Genomic DNA, 14,588 nt, shown 5'->3' on the forward strand with positions numbered 1-14,588 from the left:
CGGGCAAGGCTTGTCGAAGTCAGGTGCGGGCGCCGCGCACCCGGGCGGCCTCGCGGTCGGCCCCCGCGGGCGCGGTGCCGAGCTTCATCCCGGCCAACTTGGCCTGTAGATGTGCGGCAATGGTGATCGGCGGGTAGGCCGCCGCCCCCGGCTCGACGGTGCCGGGCAGCGGCTCGATCACCGCATCGTGGTTGCCGTCGAAGAAGAAGGCCGCGGACCGGCGGCGCTCGATCCGGCCGTCGACCACCGGCGGGTCCACCCGGTGCAGGGTGGATCGCCACCGGTCGTTCGTCCAGCGCGCGAAGGCATCGCCGAGGTTCACCAGGAAGGCTCCCGGAGCCGGGGACACCGGGTGCCACACCACGTCGGGTCCGAGCACCTCCAGCCCGGGGACGCGGTCCGCCCACAGCACGGTGAGGATCCCGAAATCGGTGTGCGCGCCCATTCCGGTGAGTGGCCCGTCCAGCTCGATCGCGCCCGGCGCCAACGCGTAGTTGTTCATCTTGAGGGTGTCGATGGAGTGGTCGACGAGATCGTCGAAATGGTGCGGTCCCAGCCCCAGTGCGTCCGAGCAGGCCCGCAGCAGCGCCCGGGACAGCAATGTCACCTCGCGCAGGTACGCCGCCACCGAGGTGCGGAAGCCCGGCACGTCGGGCCAGCGGTTCGCCGGGTAGTCGGCCTCGGGCAGGTCCAGCCCGGGATATGCGGCGGCCTCGGTCCCGACGGTGAACGACTCGTAGTAGTCGTGCATCCGATTCGCCGGGGCCACACCGAGACTCATGCTCAGTGACTCCGATTTCGGTGGCGTGTAGCCGCGATTCTCACCAGGGCGATGGAGCTGTCGCTTGCGCTGCGCGGGCGCACCGAAGAAGCCATCGATCGCTTCGGCCAGTCCGTCGATCGCGGATGCGGACACACCGTGCCCCACGACCTGGAGGAAGCCGACCGTGCGGCAGGCGTCATCGATACTCGCCGCGACCGCTTCGCAGGCCGCGTCCGTCGCGGCACTGGCCGCCGGGTCGAGGTAGGGCGTGAGGTCGACGGTGGGGACGACGAAATCGCCGTCGAGAGTGGTGATTTCGCTCATCGCACACTCCCCGAGCCGTGCCAGCGCCCGACCGCGAGCCGGGACACCACGGAGCAGACGACGAAGACGGCCACGCCGAACGCCGCGGCCAGCACGATCGCCGCGATCAGGTCGGTCGAGCGCAGCTGGGCCCGATAGTCGTCCATGAGGGTGCCGATGCCCGGCTCACCCTGCGCGAAGAACATGTCGCCGATGATGGCGCCGATGATCACCTGGCCGGACGCGATCCGCAGCCCGGTCAGGATCGCGGGCGAGGCCGCGGGCAGCTCGAGCCGGACGAGGCGTTGCAGGCGCGATGCCCGGCCCAGCGTGAACAGCTCGTGCAGTCCCGCGTCGACGGAACGGAACCCGAAGTGGGTGTTGGTGATGATCGGGAACAGCGCGATCATCACGCACACGGCAACCCGCGAGGTGGTGCTGTAGCCGAACCACAGGCCCAGCAGCGGGGTGATCGCGAGGATCGGAACCACCTGCAGCACAACGGCATACGGGAAGATCACCCGTTCGAGCCACCAGGTCTGACTCATCAGCGCGCCGACGGCGACGCCGATCACGGCCGCGGCCACGAATCCCATCCCGGCCACCTCGGCGGTCACCCCCAGCGCAACGAGCATGGGACGCAGGTGCACGGAGTCGAGCAGGGACTGTGCCAGCACCGCGTGCGGAGGCGGCAGCAGGAACCGGCGCTGCGGACTGAGCACCAGATAGGAGACCGCGTACCAGAGCCCGACACCCGCGGCCAGCGCGGCCACGGCCACCGACCCGCGCCCGAACCGGGCCGCGAGCCGACGCGAGGCGACCGGGTTCGCCTGTGCGACCGGCGCGATCGGCAGATTCAGCACGGTACTCATGCCACACCTCGCAGCAGCCCCGAGATCCGCGCGACGGTATCGGTGTACTCGGGTGCGAACCGCAGCTCCGCACCCCAGGATCCGCCGTCGCCGCGCGCACCTCTCGGCCGCGGCAGATCGACCTCGATCTCGGCCGCGATCCTGCCGGGCCGGGCCGACATCACGACCACACGGTCGGCCAGCAACACCGCCTCGGACACCGAGTGGGTCACGAACACCGCCGTGAAACCACCGCGCTCACACAGGTCCAGCAGCTGGAGCTGCATCTCCTGCCGGGTGAGCTCGTCGAGCGCGCCGAAAGGCTCGTCGAGCAGCATCAATTCGGGTTCGAGCGCGAGCGCACGAGCCAGCGACACCCGCATCCGCATGCCGCCGGACAGCGCCTTGGGCAATTGGTCGGCGAAGTCCTGCAACCCGACCGCGGCCAGCGCGGCATCGACCCGCGCGCGGCGCTCGGCAGTAGGCATGCCGGCGAGTTCGACCAGCAGAGATGCGTTGCGGCGCACCGAGGCCCACGGCAGGAGCGTCGCTTCCTGGAATATGAAGGCGACCGACGACGTGTCCACGGCGACCGTGCCGCCGGACGGCCGCTCCAATCCGGCGGCCAGGCGCAGCAGCGTGGATTTACCGCAGCCCGAAGGCCCGACGATCGCGACGAACTCGCCGCGTCGCACCGACAGCGAGACCGAGGACAGCGCGGTGGTCCCGGTCGGGTAGGTCATCGACACCTCGTGGAACGACACCTGGTCGTCCGCTCTCAGGTGTCGCGCGTCGACATCGTTTCGCGTGTCGACCAGCGGGGCGAAGGATGGCAAGGGAACCTCCGATGTGGGAACAATCTGCGGGCAGATTCGGCTGGCGTTGTGCATCAAGCTTCTCGATTGCATGTAATTATTGGGTGAACGACGCCGTGAACATCTTGTTACATGCATCGTCCGGGCTTGTGGACCATCGTCCGGTGCGCGACCGTGTAGACGCCCCCCGACGCCGCTCGCCTCTTCGGGCCACCACATCCGCGACCGCCTCCGGTTCCTCGAACCCACTCCCGATCACGTTGCAGGAGAACAGATGTCCCCATTCCACAACCGCATCGCGCGACGCGCGGCCGGTCTCACCGCCGCGCTGACCGCGGGCCTGTGCACCCTCACCGCGTGCGGCTCGTCGACCACCCCCGCTCCCTCGGTCTCGCTCGCCCCGGCGCCCGCCGCGCAACGCCTCACCGGCGTCTGCCCGGATACGCTCACCGTGCAGCTGCAATGGCAGCCGCAGGCGGACATGGGCGGGATGTTCCAACTGCTCGGACCGGACTACACGGTGGACACCACCACCAAGTCGGTCACCGGAACCCTGGTGGCGCAGGGCAAGAGCACCGGGATCAAGCTGCGGCTGAAGTCGGGCGGCTCCGCCATCGGATTCCAGTCGGTCGCATCGCAGATGTACGTCGACTCGTCGATCGACCTCGGGCTGGTGCACGGCGACCAGATCGTCTCGGCCAGTGCGGATCAGCGCGTCGTCGGGGTCACACCGCTGCTGACGCACAACCCGGCGATCCTGATGTGGGACCCGGCCAAGCACCCGGGGCTCACCCTGCGCGGCCTCGCCGCGACACACGCCACCGTAGTGGTGTCCAAGGAGCAGGCGTTCCCGACCTGGCTGCTCGCCAAGGGGTACGTCACGAAATCGCAGCTCGACAAGAGCTACGACGGCAGCCCCGCACGGTTCGTGGGCGACTCGTCGATCGTCCAGCAGGGATACGCGGACGCGGAGCCGTGGGAGTACGAGCACAACACCCCGGCCTGGAACAAGCCCGTCGCCCACGGTCTGCTCTCGGAGCTGGGCTTCGACCCGTACGCGTCCAACCTGTCCGTCCGCGCCGACCGGCTCGCCCAGCTGACGCCGTGCCTGCAGAAGCTGGTGCCGATCGTCCAGCAGGCCGACGCCGACTTCGTCACCGCGCCCACGGCCACCGACAAGCTGATCGCCGACGTGGTCGCGAAGGACCCGTCCTACTCCACGTACTCGCTCGCCGAGGCCGAGTACGCGTCGGGAATCCTGAAGTCCGAGAACATCATCACGAACGAGAACGGCTCGGTCGGCACCTACGACCCCGCGCGCGTACAGGCGTTCGTGAGCGACCTGGCACCGTTGCTCGCCGCGCAGGGCGCCAAGGTGGACCCGAAGGTGGACTCCGCCGCGTTGTTCGACCCGCAGTTCGGCGACCGCTCGATCGGCATCCGGTGAGACCCGTCATGCTGCGGCCGGACGCCGCGCCGACGCGGATCGACACCATCTCCGACGTGACGGTGTGGACCGGAGCCGCCTGGCGTCCGCACACCGACGTGCTGATCACCGACGGCGTCGTCACCGAGGTCCGCGACCACGTCCCGGGCGCCGCCGGGCCGGGCGTGCTCGACGGCGTCGGCGGCCACCTCATCCCCGGTTTCGTCAACACGCATACGCACGTGCAACAGTCGCTGTGCCGCGGTGTGGGCGAGGGCCGCCCGCTGCTGGAGTGGTTGCTCGCGGTGGGTGAGGCGATGAACGCTGTCACCCCCGAGCGGGCATACCTCGCCGCCGTAGCCGCCGCACTCGAGGGCCTGCTGTCCGGCACCACGACCCTCGTGGAGCACATGTGGCCGCATCCCGACCCCGAGGTACACGACGCGGTACTCGCCGCGCTGTCGGACGTCGGGGTGCGGGCCGTCCTGGGCCGGGGGATTGCCGACCGCGAAGATCCTACTCGCCGTTGGGGTTTCGACCCGAGGCTGATCCAGCCGCTGGATGCCGCGCTCGCCGACACCGACCGGCTCGCCGCTGGCGCCGGCGACCGCATCACGCTGGGCCTGGCCGTCCCGAACGCCCGCTCGATGACGATCGAGGGCATGCGGACCGCGGCCGCATTCGCCCGGGATCGCGACCTCACCGTGATGATCCACCTGTCCGAGACGGGCACCGACGACGCGATGTGCCGCGCGAATGCCGGTCTGTCCGCGATCGACTATCTCGCCGCGGGCGGTCTGATCGGCGAGCGCCTGCTCGCCGTGCACGGCGTCGAACTCGACGCGGACGCACGCCGGGCGCTGTCCGCCGGAGGCGCAGCCGTGTCGTGGAATCCGGTGTCCAACATGCGTCTCGGCTCCGGAGTCGCCCCCGTCCGCGAACTGCTCGCGGACGGGGTAGCCGTCGGGCTAGGCGTGGACGGCGCCGGATCCAATGACCGGCAGGACATGCTGGAAACGCTGCGCGCGGGCGCATATGTCCAGCGCGCCCACGCGCGCCGGGCCGATCTGTTCGACATCGGGTCGATGCTCGCGATCGCCTGCGATGGCGCGGCGCGGGCACTCGGGCTGCCCGGCGCATCCACGCCGGGCGGGGTGAGCGTCGGACGCCTCGCCGACCTGACGCTGCTGCGGTTCGATCGGGACTTCGCCTGCCTACCGGTGAGCGACCCCGGCGCGACGCTGCTGACCTGCGGCACACCACGCATCGTCGACACCGTGCTGGTGGGCGGCGACGTCGTGGTGGCCGACGGCCGTAGCGCGCGCATCGACGTCGAGGCGCTGACCGCGGCGCTCGTCGCGCTCGACCCGCACGGGCAACCGTGAGGACCGTGTCAGCACACCAAAACCGTTGGCCGCGTGAGCATCTCGATCCGGTCGATGTCGACTTCGCGCGTGCCGGCGGTCCGGCTCACCGCCCCGGGGACGTCTCGGGGCGGGGGGCGCTACTGGTCGGATCGGACGAGTTGCTCTGTTGCGGTACGGCATTCGACTGTGGCGCGACTTCACAGTTGGTGGCCGCCGGGGCACCGGACAACCGCTCGCCCAGCCAATGCGTGGACCCGAAGAACCCGTTGAAGTAGCCGAGAATGTGCTCACCGCCCACGATGCTCTTGGTCGCCTGAACACCGAGAGCACATTGTTCACCGAAGAACGTCTCGGCATTCGCGACGGGCATCCAGGGGTCGTGCAGGCCGTTGTAGACGTAGATCGGCATGCTCGCCTTCCTGCCCTTCAGGCTCAATCGCCGGAACAGCATGTCGGCGAATTCGGTGTGCAGCGGGTCGCGCATGTTCGCCAGGGCCGCATAGGGTACGAACACGCCGATGTCCGCCATGGTGGAGCTGCACACGTCCTTGAGCGGCGAGATCGCCGCCCACTGCGCGAAATGATTCATGCGGCCGAGGATTTCGGGATGTTCTCGGGCCAACGCGAGGGTGACGGTCAGCATCAGTCCCGAGGCGTAGGTGCCGTCGAAGGTCTTGGCGAAGGATTCGTAGTCGACGGGCAGGCCGCCCATCGCGGCGCCGACCAGGTAGGGGCTCAGTTCCGGAGCGTATTCGCTCGACAACATCGACGCCGCGTAGCTGGCGATGGCGCCGCCGGAGTAGCCGGTCATCGCGAATCGGCTCTCACCGAACTGATCCGGCATCAGATGGCGCACCGCACGCACGGTGTCGAGCATGATGTGCCCGGCCACGGTCGGCTCGGCGTAGGACATCAAGGGACCTTCGTGGTCCGGGATCACCACCGCGTAGTTCTGACTCGCCGCCCACATGGTCGGCGACGGGACGAAATCGTTGCCGTTGCCGGCGGTGATGTCGTATCCGTGGGAGAACACATAGCCGGGTGTGCAGCGCCGGTTGAGCGCGTTGATCGGCGGCGCGTTCAGCAGGACCGGGCGGCTTCCCGGCCCGGTCCACTTGTTGAAGGGCAACAGGAGCGTCGCAGTGCCGAAGGAGGGCGCGCCCGCGGAGTTCGTGGTGCGGAACTTCAGCTGAACCGCGTGCTGAACCGGCGTCAGCACCGTCAGGAAGACCATCGGCACCGCGGGCCAGGTGACATCACGCGTTTGGATGATGTCACCGGGTGCGTACTGCGCGAGGTTCGCCGGTGCGACATCGAAGAACGGATCTCCGGTCGGACTGGATTGAATCGCCTTCCACAACCCGTCCGGTGTTCCATCGGCCGCGGCGGCAGCGGAACCGGTCCTCGGCAGCACCGACGACGGTGCCGGAATATGGTCATCGATCCATTTCTGGAACGCCGAGGGCCCCGGAACCGACTGCGCGGCAGGAGGAGTCGGTGCGGCGGCAGGCGGCGCGGTCGGATCAGCGGCGGAGGGCGCAGCCGGAGCGGAGGTGGCGGGAACAGCGGGATCCGGCGTGGACGGCGCAGCCTGATCGAAGGTGGATCGCGCGCCCGGTTCGGGGGTCGACGACACGCTCGAACCGGGTGTAGCCGGAGCCGCCGGTTCGGTAGTGGACGGCGCAGGAGTCTCGGACGGGTCGGCCACCGCGGCGGGCACCTGCCCGAGCGTCAGCGAACAACCCATCACCATCGAGACCGCAATGCTCCGTACACGTTTCACGACAACACACCCGCCCTGTAGGAGTTGTACTCGAACCGAAGATTGTGCAGCTGTGGAGAGTTCCGGTAATCCGCCAAGCACGAAAACGAGTCGGCAGGGGTCGAGGCCGCACCGACTTCCGAAAGATACCCCCGGACCAGCACAATTCCGCGGATCTGCGACGACCCGCCGAATCGTGTCGGCCCGCCGATCCCGGCCGACCGATGACCGCCGGAGGCGGACGGGCATGTTCAGGCAGACTGGGCGGATGCCACATTCCGCCGCGTACCGCCCCACACCGGCAGAGCTGGCCGCAGCGCAGGGCCGCACCATTCCCGATGTGCTGGCGCCAAATCTGCGGGTTCTGTTCTGCGGGATCAATCCGGGCCTGTGGTCGGGGGCGACCGGTCACCATTTCGCCCGGCCCGGAAACCGCTTCTGGCCCGCGCTGTTCCGGTCCGGCTTCACTCCGCGCTTGTTCCGTCCCGACGAGCAGGAAGAACTGCTCGCGCTCGGGCTGGGCATCACCAATGTCGCCGCGCGCACGACGGCGAAAGCGAACGAACTCACGTCGCAGGAATTGCGCGACGGCGGCCGCGCGCTCACCGAACGAGTGCGAGAAAACCACCCACGCATCCTGGCCGTTCTCGGCCTGGGCGCCTACCGCACCGCGTTCGGCCGACCGAAGACCACCGTCGGACCACAATCCGAGACAGTGGGCAGCACCCGTATCTGGGTGCTGCCCAACCCGAGCGGTCTCAATGCCCATTACACCTTGGATGCGTTGGCCGTCGAATTCCGAAAGCTGCGGGAGGCAGCAGAATTCGAGTGAGATCGACGGACGCCGCCCCCGCGACGACCGGAACGCATCCGGTCGTCGCGGGCAGGGGCTGCCGGGTGCGAGTCCGGCACATCCAGCACTAATTGCGGTACCGGAACAGGATCCGGCCGCGGGTGAGGTCATACGGACTCAGCTCCACCAGAACCCGATCCTGCAGCTGGATCTTGATGTAGTTCTTCCGGATCTTCCCGCTGATATGCGCGAGCACCTGGTGCCCGTTGCGGAGTTCCACCGTGAAAGTGGCGTTGCGCAGGCACTCGATGACGGTGCCCTCGATCTCGATTCCCTTCCCGTTGTTACTCATCGCAGCACCAGCTCGAGGTTGCTGTTGACACGCTGAGCTCCGACACCGTCGAACAACGCGACAGCGGCACTGTTCGATTCGTTCACTTCCGCTGTCGCCTTTGGTATCCCGCGCTCGTGTAGCGCACCCAACGCGTGCGCCAGCAGCGCCCGCGCGATGCCGCGCCGCTGCTGATCGGCCCGCACGGCGATCAGCCCGATCCGCGGCAGCCGAGTCACCTGCACGACACGGATCAGTCCGACATATCGATCGGACTGTGCCGCCACCGCGTATTTGGACGGATCCACCAGGGTGTCGCCCCCGGCGCGCGGCAGCACCTCGGCCGGCATCTCCCGCCACCCGACGGTCGCGGCCACCTCGTCGCGAACAGCTCGATCCACCTCGCGCAGTGCGGTTTCCACCGCGGCACCGGCGGCCACGATCGTCGTACCCGACGGCGGGACCACCGAATCGAGCCCGGTGAGCCGCAGATCGGTCGGCACGAGGCATTCCCATTCTCGGCGCCGGGTGGTGAAACCCGCACTCTCCCAACAGGTTGCCAAGTTCCGATCGGCCTCGTCGAGCACCGTGTACAGCGGTCTGGGCAGCTCTGCCAACATCGCGGCGGCGAGCGGCGCGAAGACCTCGTCCACCCAGGTGTCGATGCTGACGAACAGCCGACCGTCGGGCCGCGGCGAAACATCACCCGACCCGATCAGCAGACCGCGATTCACCGCCTGCCACTGCGTCTTCGAGACGCGCGTAATGACGGTGGTGTGTCCGTTGAAACCGGACGTGAAATCTACAGAGTTCACATTTATCGCCCTTTCGGAGCAGCCTTGACGACAGGCGCTCCCGGCGACAGCTAGATCGTTCGCCCAACCGTGACGTCGAGAGGGAGCTCCCACTTCGATACAACGTTCATGGGTCTCACCTCCTCGGGCACTGTCACGGTGCGGATGACGGTACCGACCACTCCCACACCGGGCAAATGATTTTCCGCCGATGTCCCCGGCGGGGAATCAGGCGGCGATCGTCGCATGCATCTCCCACACGATGACCTCGGCGCCCGTATCCGTGGTCAGCGCCTGTCCGCCGCCGCGCAGCCGAACGGCGTCACCCTCGTCCAGGACTCCGGCGCCTTCCATCGCGACCTGCCCCCGCGCGACGAAGACGTGCAGGAAGGGCGCGTCCGGGAGCGTGATCGGATCCTGCCCCGGCTGCATCCGCGCCACGTGCATCGTGGCGTACCGGTTGCTGATCCGGATCGCCGCGTGGTCGGCGTGCTCGGGCATGCCCGATGCCACGGGAACCAGCCCGCCGGAAAGCAATTCGCCGTCGATCTCGAGTTGCTCGTACGACGGCGTGATTCCGGCCTCGTCGGGCACCACCCACATCTGGACGAAATGCACGGGATCCTCGTGGCGGGCCGCGTGTGCGGAATCGGCGGCGGACAGACGCCAGGAGTCGTTCTTCTCCGAGTGCAGGATGCCCGTACCCGCACTCATCCGCTGCGCGAGTCCCGGGTAGATCACCCCCGAATTACCCATCGAGTCCTGGTGCACGAGCGACCCCCGCAGGACCCACGTGACGATCTCCATGTCCCGGTGCGGGTGCGTCTCGAATCCCATTCCCGGCGTCACGATGTCGTCGTTGTTCACCAGGAGCAACCCGTGGTGGGTGTTGTCGGGGTCGTAGTGGCCGCCGAACGAGAACGAATGCTTCGAGTCCAGCCACCCCGCGTCGGTGGCGAATCGCTCGCCCGCGCGGCGGATGTCGACGGATGGTTCGGCGTACTGCATATCGGTACCTTTCGCGCTCACAGGATCCGGCTTCCGTACATCTGCCCCAGCGGGTCGGCGATCAGCTCGATCCGGGCGCCGTCGGGGTCGCGGAAGTACATCGACACCTCGCTGTGCTCGACGAACTCGACCTCGGCATCGGTCAGCCGGTCGCGCAGCGTCTCCCATTGCGAGAGTTCGAGGCTGATCGCCACGTGGTGCAGGCCCCCGAGAACCTCCTGGTACGGACCGAGGTCCAGACCCGGAAAGTCGAAGAACGCCAACAGATTCCCGTTACCGATGTCGAAGAAGAAGTGCGAAGACCCCGGGTAGTCGCGGTTCTCGATCAGCTCGACCAGCGGGAATCCGAGCAGGTCCTGGTAGAACCGGACGGTCCGTTCGACATCCGAGGAGACCAGTGCCGTGTGGTGCAGCCCGCGAGCCGTGGATGCGGGAGCCTGGTCGTGCGGCCGCATGTACTTCTCCCGCAGCCGCGCACGCATCGTTTCCTGGTCCGCGGAACGCCGCTGCTCGGTCTCGTTCATCTCTCCCGCTCCTCCCGCCCGCTCCCGGGCCGATTTCTCCACGGTACCCCAAGTAGTTTCCTAGTCAACCATTCTGTAGTGTTCAGGCGTCAACAGGGATAGCGGACCGCAGTCCGAATCATCGAGCGAAAGGGAACCCCATATGACCGCCAAGATCGGAATCGTCATCGGCTCCGTCCGCGAAGGACGCACCGGCGAGGGCGTCGCGAACTGGGTGCACGCCGCCGCGGCGCAGCGCACCGACGCCGAGTTCACCCTGGTCGACCTCAAGAAATTCAACGTGCCGATCCTCACCTCGAGCACAGTGCCGGGCGCGGCGAACAAACAGTACGACGAACCGGCCGTCACGGCGTGGAGCGCAGCGATCGACGCCCTGGACGGATTCGTGTTCGTCACCCCCGAGTACAACCACGGAGTCCCGGGCGCGCTGAAGAACGCCTTCGACTCCCTCGGCTCCGAATGGGCCGAGAAGACGGTCGGCTTCGTCTCCTACGGCGCCGACGGCGGTATCCGCGCCGTCGAACAGTGGCGCCAGATCGTCGCCAACTTCCACATGGTGGATATCCGCAGCCAAGTCGCCCTCGGCCTGTTCAGCGACTTCGGGCCCGAGGGTTTCGCACCGATCGAGCGCCGGGCCGGCGAACTGACCACCCTGCTCGACAACCTCGTCGACGCGACCAACCGGCTGCGCCGCTGACACCCACCCGAACACGGACGCCGGGTCGATCGGCGGGCTCGCACTTCTCTGCCCACCGGCCGACCCGGCGTCCGGCCGTATGGATCGGGTCTACGTCGCCCCGACGAAGGTCAAGGCATCGGGGGTGACCTTGTCGGCGATATCCGCGTACTCGGGATGCTTGTCGAGGAAGGCCGCGACGACCGGACACACCGGCACAGCTCGCAACTCTCCGGCGCGGACGTCATCGAGGGCGGCGGACACCAGCGTGGTACTCAGTCCGCGGCCGCCGAACTGTGGGAACACCTCGGTGTGGTAGAAGATCCGCTGCCGGTCACGATCTTTGAACTCGGTGAAGCCGGCCAACTCGCCGTCGACGAGAATCTCGTATCTGTGCAGGGAGTCGTTGCGGGTGACGGTCTCGCTCATATCCGGTCAATTCCTCCTCTTGCGCGGTTTCAGGCGGGTGGTGGGCATCGGCGGAGCGGGCAACGCGTCCTCGGGGTTCCAGCCGGGGACGGTGCCGAAGCGTCCCGGATCCTCGGCGGCCCCGGTCCGCGCCTCCCATTCGGCCCGGAATTGTTCGATCTCCTCGTGACTGCGGCCGACGAGGTTCCACCACATCACGATGTCCTCGCCGAACGGCTCCCCGCCCAGAAGGATCAGGCGCGCGGGGTCGGGCGACGGATTGTGCAACTCGAGTTCCGCAGCACCACATGGGACGAACGCCAGATCCCCGACTGCCAGAGCGGCATCGGAAACGCTGACGGCGCCGGTGTCGAGCAGCACGCCGTGCTCGAACGACGGATCGACGGCCAAGCTGGTTCGAGTGCGCGGGGCGATGATCAGTTCGGCGCCCAGCAACGGGGTCGCGGTGATCACCGGCGAAAACTCCCCGCCGAGCGCACCGAGGAACACCCGCGCGGTGACGCCGTCGGAGACCGCGACCGAGGTCGGCGCGTGATGCTGGAACCCGTGCGGTTCCTCACGCGCGGAGTCCGGCAGAGCGACCCACAACTGAACTCCGTGCAGCCGGGTCGTCGCCGCGGTGGACACCTCCGAATGGCTGATGCCGTGGCCGGCCGACATCAGGTTGAGTTCGCCGGGCAGCACCATCGCCTCGACGCCGGCGCTGTCGCGGTGCTCGATCTCGCCCTCGAAAAGCCAACTGACCGTCTGCAATCCGGTGTGCGGGTGCGGCGGGACGTTCATGCCGCCGGACACCGAGACATCATCGGGTCCGTAGTGGTCGGCGAAGCACCACGCGCCGACCATGCTGCGATCGCGAGTGGGCAGGGTCCGTCGCACGGTCATCGCGCGAGGACCGCCGAGCGGAACCGCACGCGGGCTGATCACTTCGACCGGGCCATCGGGCGAGCCCGGGCCACACAGCAGTTCGACAGGCTCCGCCTCGACGTTGCTCACGTGCGCCAGCGTACCGATGCGGTCAGGCCCGAGGTCGGCCGACGGCACGCTGGGCGGCGGCGGGATCCATGTGCTCGACGACCCGGGACAGGACATCACCGAGCCGGCCCACCTCGTCGGGGGTCAGGGCGTCGAACAGGTGCTTGCGAACCGTCTCCACATGCCCCGGAGCGGTCTCGACCAACTTCTCCCAGCCCGCCGCGGTCAATACCGCCCACACGCCACGGCCGTCGTCCTCGCAGTCGACCCGCTCGGCCCACCCGGCGCGAACCAACCGGGCCAGCGCACGAGACACTCCCCCACGGGTCGTCATGATCCGGTCGGCGACCTCGGCCATCCGCAATCGCCGATCGGGAGCCTCCGACAACGCGACGAGAATCTCGAAGTCCGCGAACCCGATCCCGCTGTCCCGGGACAACTGCCGCTCCATCGCTCCCTGCAGCAGCCGCGACGCGTCGATATACGCCCGCCACGTTCGCGCCTGCTCCGGCTCGAGCCACTGCGGTTCGGATACCTCCACTCCCCCACCGTACCCGGATGGTTGACGGCGAAATTACCCACTGGAGACGGCTCGTCGCACGCCCACGCCGTAGCCGCCCGCATTCTGATTCGTGCCCGAAACCGCTGGCGGTAGTGCGAAATGCAGCCCTGGGCCCTACGGTCGGGAAATCTCGTGCACTGGCGGCGAGGCCCAGGAACCGCTGAACGTGAGGAGAGATCGGTGGACACCGAGCGACGGATCGGCATCCTCGCGTTCGATGGGGTGAAGTTGCTCGACGTCGCCGGTCCCAGCGAGGTCTTCCAGGAAGCCAACCGATTCGGCGCGCACTACCGGCTGGTGATGTGTTCGCCCGACGGCCGCGACGTGTCCACCTCGACGGGCCTGCGGATCAGTGTCGACACGACCGCTGCCGAGGCCGCGCACCTCGATGTGGCGATGGTGGCCGGTGGCGACGCGCTGCCGACCCACCCGATCGATCCGCAGCTCACCGCCGCGGCCGCGACACTGCACAGACAGGCCCGGCAGACAGCCTCGATCTGTACCGGCGCGTTCATCCTGGCCGCCGCGGGTCTGCTCGACGGCCGCCGGGCCACCACCCACTGGAAACACGCCGGCACGCTGGCTCGTGCCTATCCGGCCATCCGGGTCGAACCCGATGCGATCTATGTGACCGACGGACCCGTCCTTACCTGTGCGGGCGTCACCGCCGGTATCGACCTGTCGCTGGCTCTGGTCGAACGTCACCACGGTCCCGAGTTGGCCCGCGAGGTCGCGCGTTCGCTGGTGGTCTTCCTGCAACGGCCGGGCGGGCAGTCGCAGTTCTCCCCCGCGATGCGCGCCCCGGTACCGCGGACCGCGCAACTGCACGAACTGTGCGCCACCATCGCCGCCCAGCCCGTCGGCGACTATTCGGTCGCCGCCCTGGCCGCGCTCGTCCACCTCAGCCCGCGCCACCTCACCCGGATGTTCCGCGACGAACTGGACACCACCCCCGCGAAATACGTCGAGCTGATTCGGCTCAACACCGGCAAGGATCTGCTCGACGCCGGGGAATCGGTGACCGCTGCCGCCGAACACAGCGGATTCGGCAGTTCGGAAACCCTCCGCAGGGCGTTCCTGCACCACTTCGGCGTCTCCCCGCGCGCCTACCGGCACCGCTTCCACAGCGCACTGCGCGAGTGACCCGAATGGTAGCTGCAGAGTAGCCTGACACCATCTGTCCGGCGAGTTGCTCTTGTGCCCCGCCGC

At 68.1% G+C, this 14,588-nt stretch carries 16 protein-coding genes; 5 read left to right on the top strand and 11 right to left on the bottom strand.

From position 1 onward, the window contains the following. Positions 1–19: 19 nt before the first annotated feature. Genes K7711_RS27590 through K7711_RS27600 form a run of 3 tightly spaced genes read right to left on the bottom strand, consistent with a single transcriptional unit; the run spans position 20 to position 2,753 of the window. Positions 20–1,087: an isopenicillin N synthase family dioxygenase gene (locus K7711_RS27590; protein WP_222972366.1), complete on the bottom strand. Its 1,068-nt coding sequence runs from the start codon at positions 1,085–1,087 to the stop codon at positions 20–22. After that, the gene (locus K7711_RS27595) at positions 1,084–1,938 is read right to left on the bottom strand and encodes an ABC transporter permease (protein WP_222972367.1); all 855 of its coding nucleotides are present in this window, start codon (positions 1,936–1,938) and stop codon (positions 1,084–1,086) included. Before K7711_RS27595 ends, K7711_RS27590 begins: the two co-directional genes overlap by 4 nt. Next, positions 1,935–2,753, bottom strand: coding sequence for an ABC transporter ATP-binding protein (locus tag K7711_RS27600; protein ID WP_235747871.1), 819 nt, complete (start codon positions 2,751–2,753; stop codon positions 1,935–1,937). Before K7711_RS27600 ends, K7711_RS27595 begins: the two co-directional genes overlap by 4 nt. Positions 2,754–3,006: 253 nt before the next feature. Between K7711_RS27600 and K7711_RS27605 the strand changes: the two genes are divergently transcribed. Together K7711_RS27605 and K7711_RS27610 are read left to right on the top strand one after the other, a co-directional pair. Then, positions 3,007–4,179, top strand: coding sequence for a nitrate ABC transporter substrate-binding protein (locus tag K7711_RS27605; protein ID WP_222972368.1), 1,173 nt, complete (start codon positions 3,007–3,009; stop codon positions 4,177–4,179). An 8-nt stretch (positions 4,180–4,187) separates the two neighbouring features. Then, a complete protein-coding gene (locus K7711_RS27610) occupies positions 4,188–5,543 on the top strand; it encodes an amidohydrolase family protein (protein WP_222972369.1) in 1,356 nt (451 codons plus the stop codon). Between the two features lie 85 nt (positions 5,544–5,628). On the opposite strand, the gene K7711_RS49020 is transcribed toward K7711_RS27610, so the two are convergent. After that, positions 5,629–7,308, bottom strand: coding sequence for a lipase family protein (locus K7711_RS49020; RefSeq protein WP_222972370.1), 1,680 nt, complete (start codon positions 7,306–7,308; stop codon positions 5,629–5,631). Positions 7,309–7,555: 247 nt separating this feature from the next. Between K7711_RS49020 and mug the strand changes: the two genes are divergently transcribed. Further along, the gene (mug, locus tag K7711_RS27620; RefSeq protein ID WP_222972371.1) at positions 7,556–8,119 is read left to right on the top strand and encodes a G/U mismatch-specific DNA glycosylase; all 564 of its coding nucleotides are present in this window, start codon (positions 7,556–7,558) and stop codon (positions 8,117–8,119) included. 88 nt (positions 8,120–8,207) lie between these two features. On the opposite strand, the gene infA is transcribed toward mug, so the two are convergent. The 4 genes from infA to K7711_RS27640 all read right to left on the bottom strand — a co-directional run bounded on the left by infA (position 8,208) and on the right by K7711_RS27640 (position 10,737). Further along, positions 8,208–8,432: a translation initiation factor IF-1 gene (infA, locus tag K7711_RS27625; RefSeq protein WP_040824768.1), complete on the bottom strand. Its 225-nt coding sequence runs from the start codon at positions 8,430–8,432 to the stop codon at positions 8,208–8,210. Beyond that, positions 8,429–9,226, bottom strand: coding sequence for a GNAT family N-acetyltransferase (locus K7711_RS49025; RefSeq protein ID WP_308014974.1), 798 nt, complete (start codon positions 9,224–9,226; stop codon positions 8,429–8,431). Before K7711_RS49025 ends, infA begins: the two co-directional genes overlap by 4 nt. Before the next feature lie 207 nt (positions 9,227–9,433). Continuing rightward, positions 9,434–10,213: a pirin family protein gene (locus K7711_RS27635; protein ID WP_222972530.1), complete on the bottom strand. Its 780-nt coding sequence runs from the start codon at positions 10,211–10,213 to the stop codon at positions 9,434–9,436. Positions 10,214–10,230: 17 nt separating this feature from the next. Next, positions 10,231–10,737, bottom strand: coding sequence for a VOC family protein (locus tag K7711_RS27640; RefSeq protein WP_222972372.1), 507 nt, complete (start codon positions 10,735–10,737; stop codon positions 10,231–10,233). A gap of 142 nt (positions 10,738–10,879) precedes the next feature. On the opposite strand from K7711_RS27640, the gene K7711_RS27645 reads away from it, so the two are divergent. Continuing rightward, positions 10,880–11,434 carry an NADPH-dependent FMN reductase gene (locus K7711_RS27645; RefSeq protein ID WP_222972373.1) on the top strand — a complete coding sequence of 185 codons (555 nt, stop codon included), beginning with the start codon at positions 10,880–10,882 and terminating at the stop codon, positions 11,432–11,434. A gap of 90 nt (positions 11,435–11,524) precedes the next feature. Here the strand turns inward: K7711_RS27645 and K7711_RS27650 are convergent, their stop codons facing one another. Genes K7711_RS27650 through K7711_RS27660 form a run of 3 tightly spaced genes read right to left on the bottom strand, consistent with a single transcriptional unit; the run spans position 11,525 to position 13,358 of the window. Next, a complete protein-coding gene (locus tag K7711_RS27650) occupies positions 11,525–11,842 on the bottom strand; it encodes a GNAT family N-acetyltransferase (RefSeq protein ID WP_222972374.1) in 318 nt (105 codons plus the stop codon). 6 nt (positions 11,843–11,848) lie between these two features. Next, positions 11,849–12,838, bottom strand: a complete 990-nt coding sequence (locus K7711_RS27655) for a pirin family protein (RefSeq protein WP_222972375.1) — start codon at positions 12,836–12,838, stop codon at positions 11,849–11,851. Positions 12,839–12,860: 22 nt separating this feature from the next. Further along, positions 12,861–13,358 (bottom strand): MarR family winged helix-turn-helix transcriptional regulator, encoded by a 498-nt coding sequence (locus K7711_RS27660; RefSeq protein ID WP_308014975.1) that lies wholly within the window; start codon positions 13,356–13,358, stop codon positions 12,861–12,863. Positions 13,359–13,559: 201 nt separating this feature from the next. Here K7711_RS27660 and K7711_RS27665 point away from each other — a divergent pair, with 201 nt between their 5' ends. Continuing rightward, positions 13,560–14,522 carry a GlxA family transcriptional regulator gene (locus K7711_RS27665; protein WP_222972376.1) on the top strand — a complete coding sequence of 321 codons (963 nt, stop codon included), beginning with the start codon at positions 13,560–13,562 and terminating at the stop codon, positions 14,520–14,522. Positions 14,523–14,588: the final 66 nt, after the last annotated feature.

Source organism: Nocardia coffeae (assembly GCF_019890715.1).
GTDB lineage: Bacteria > Actinomycetota > Actinomycetes > Mycobacteriales > Mycobacteriaceae > Nocardia > Nocardia jiangxiensis.

What these genes read in the sequence shown, in the direction of transcription:
- K7711_RS27590 (WP_222972366.1), bottom strand. Translation starts at nt 1,087, where the DNA reads ATGAGCGAAATCACCACTCTCGACGGCGATTTCGTCGTCCCCACCGTC.
- K7711_RS27595 (WP_222972367.1), bottom strand. Translation starts at nt 1,938, where the DNA reads ATGAGTACCGTGCTGAATCTGCCGATCGCGCCGGTCGCACAGGCGAAC.
- K7711_RS27605 (WP_222972368.1), top strand. Translation starts at nt 3,007, where the DNA reads ATGTCCCCATTCCACAACCGCATCGCGCGACGCGCGGCCGGTCTCACC.
- K7711_RS27610 (WP_222972369.1), top strand. Translation starts at nt 4,188, where the DNA reads ATGCTGCGGCCGGACGCCGCGCCGACGCGGATCGACACCATCTCCGAC.
- mug (WP_222972371.1), top strand. Translation starts at nt 7,556, where the DNA reads ATGCCACATTCCGCCGCGTACCGCCCCACACCGGCAGAGCTGGCCGCA.
- infA (WP_040824768.1), bottom strand. Translation starts at nt 8,432, where the DNA reads ATGAGTAACAACGGGAAGGGAATCGAGATCGAGGGCACCGTCATCGAG.
- K7711_RS27635 (WP_222972530.1), bottom strand. Translation starts at nt 10,213, where the DNA reads ATGCAGTACGCCGAACCATCCGTCGACATCCGCCGCGCGGGCGAGCGA.
- K7711_RS27640 (WP_222972372.1), bottom strand. Translation starts at nt 10,737, where the DNA reads ATGAACGAGACCGAGCAGCGGCGTTCCGCGGACCAGGAAACGATGCGT.
- K7711_RS27645 (WP_222972373.1), top strand. Translation starts at nt 10,880, where the DNA reads ATGACCGCCAAGATCGGAATCGTCATCGGCTCCGTCCGCGAAGGACGC.
- K7711_RS27650 (WP_222972374.1), bottom strand. Translation starts at nt 11,842, where the DNA reads ATGAGCGAGACCGTCACCCGCAACGACTCCCTGCACAGATACGAGATT.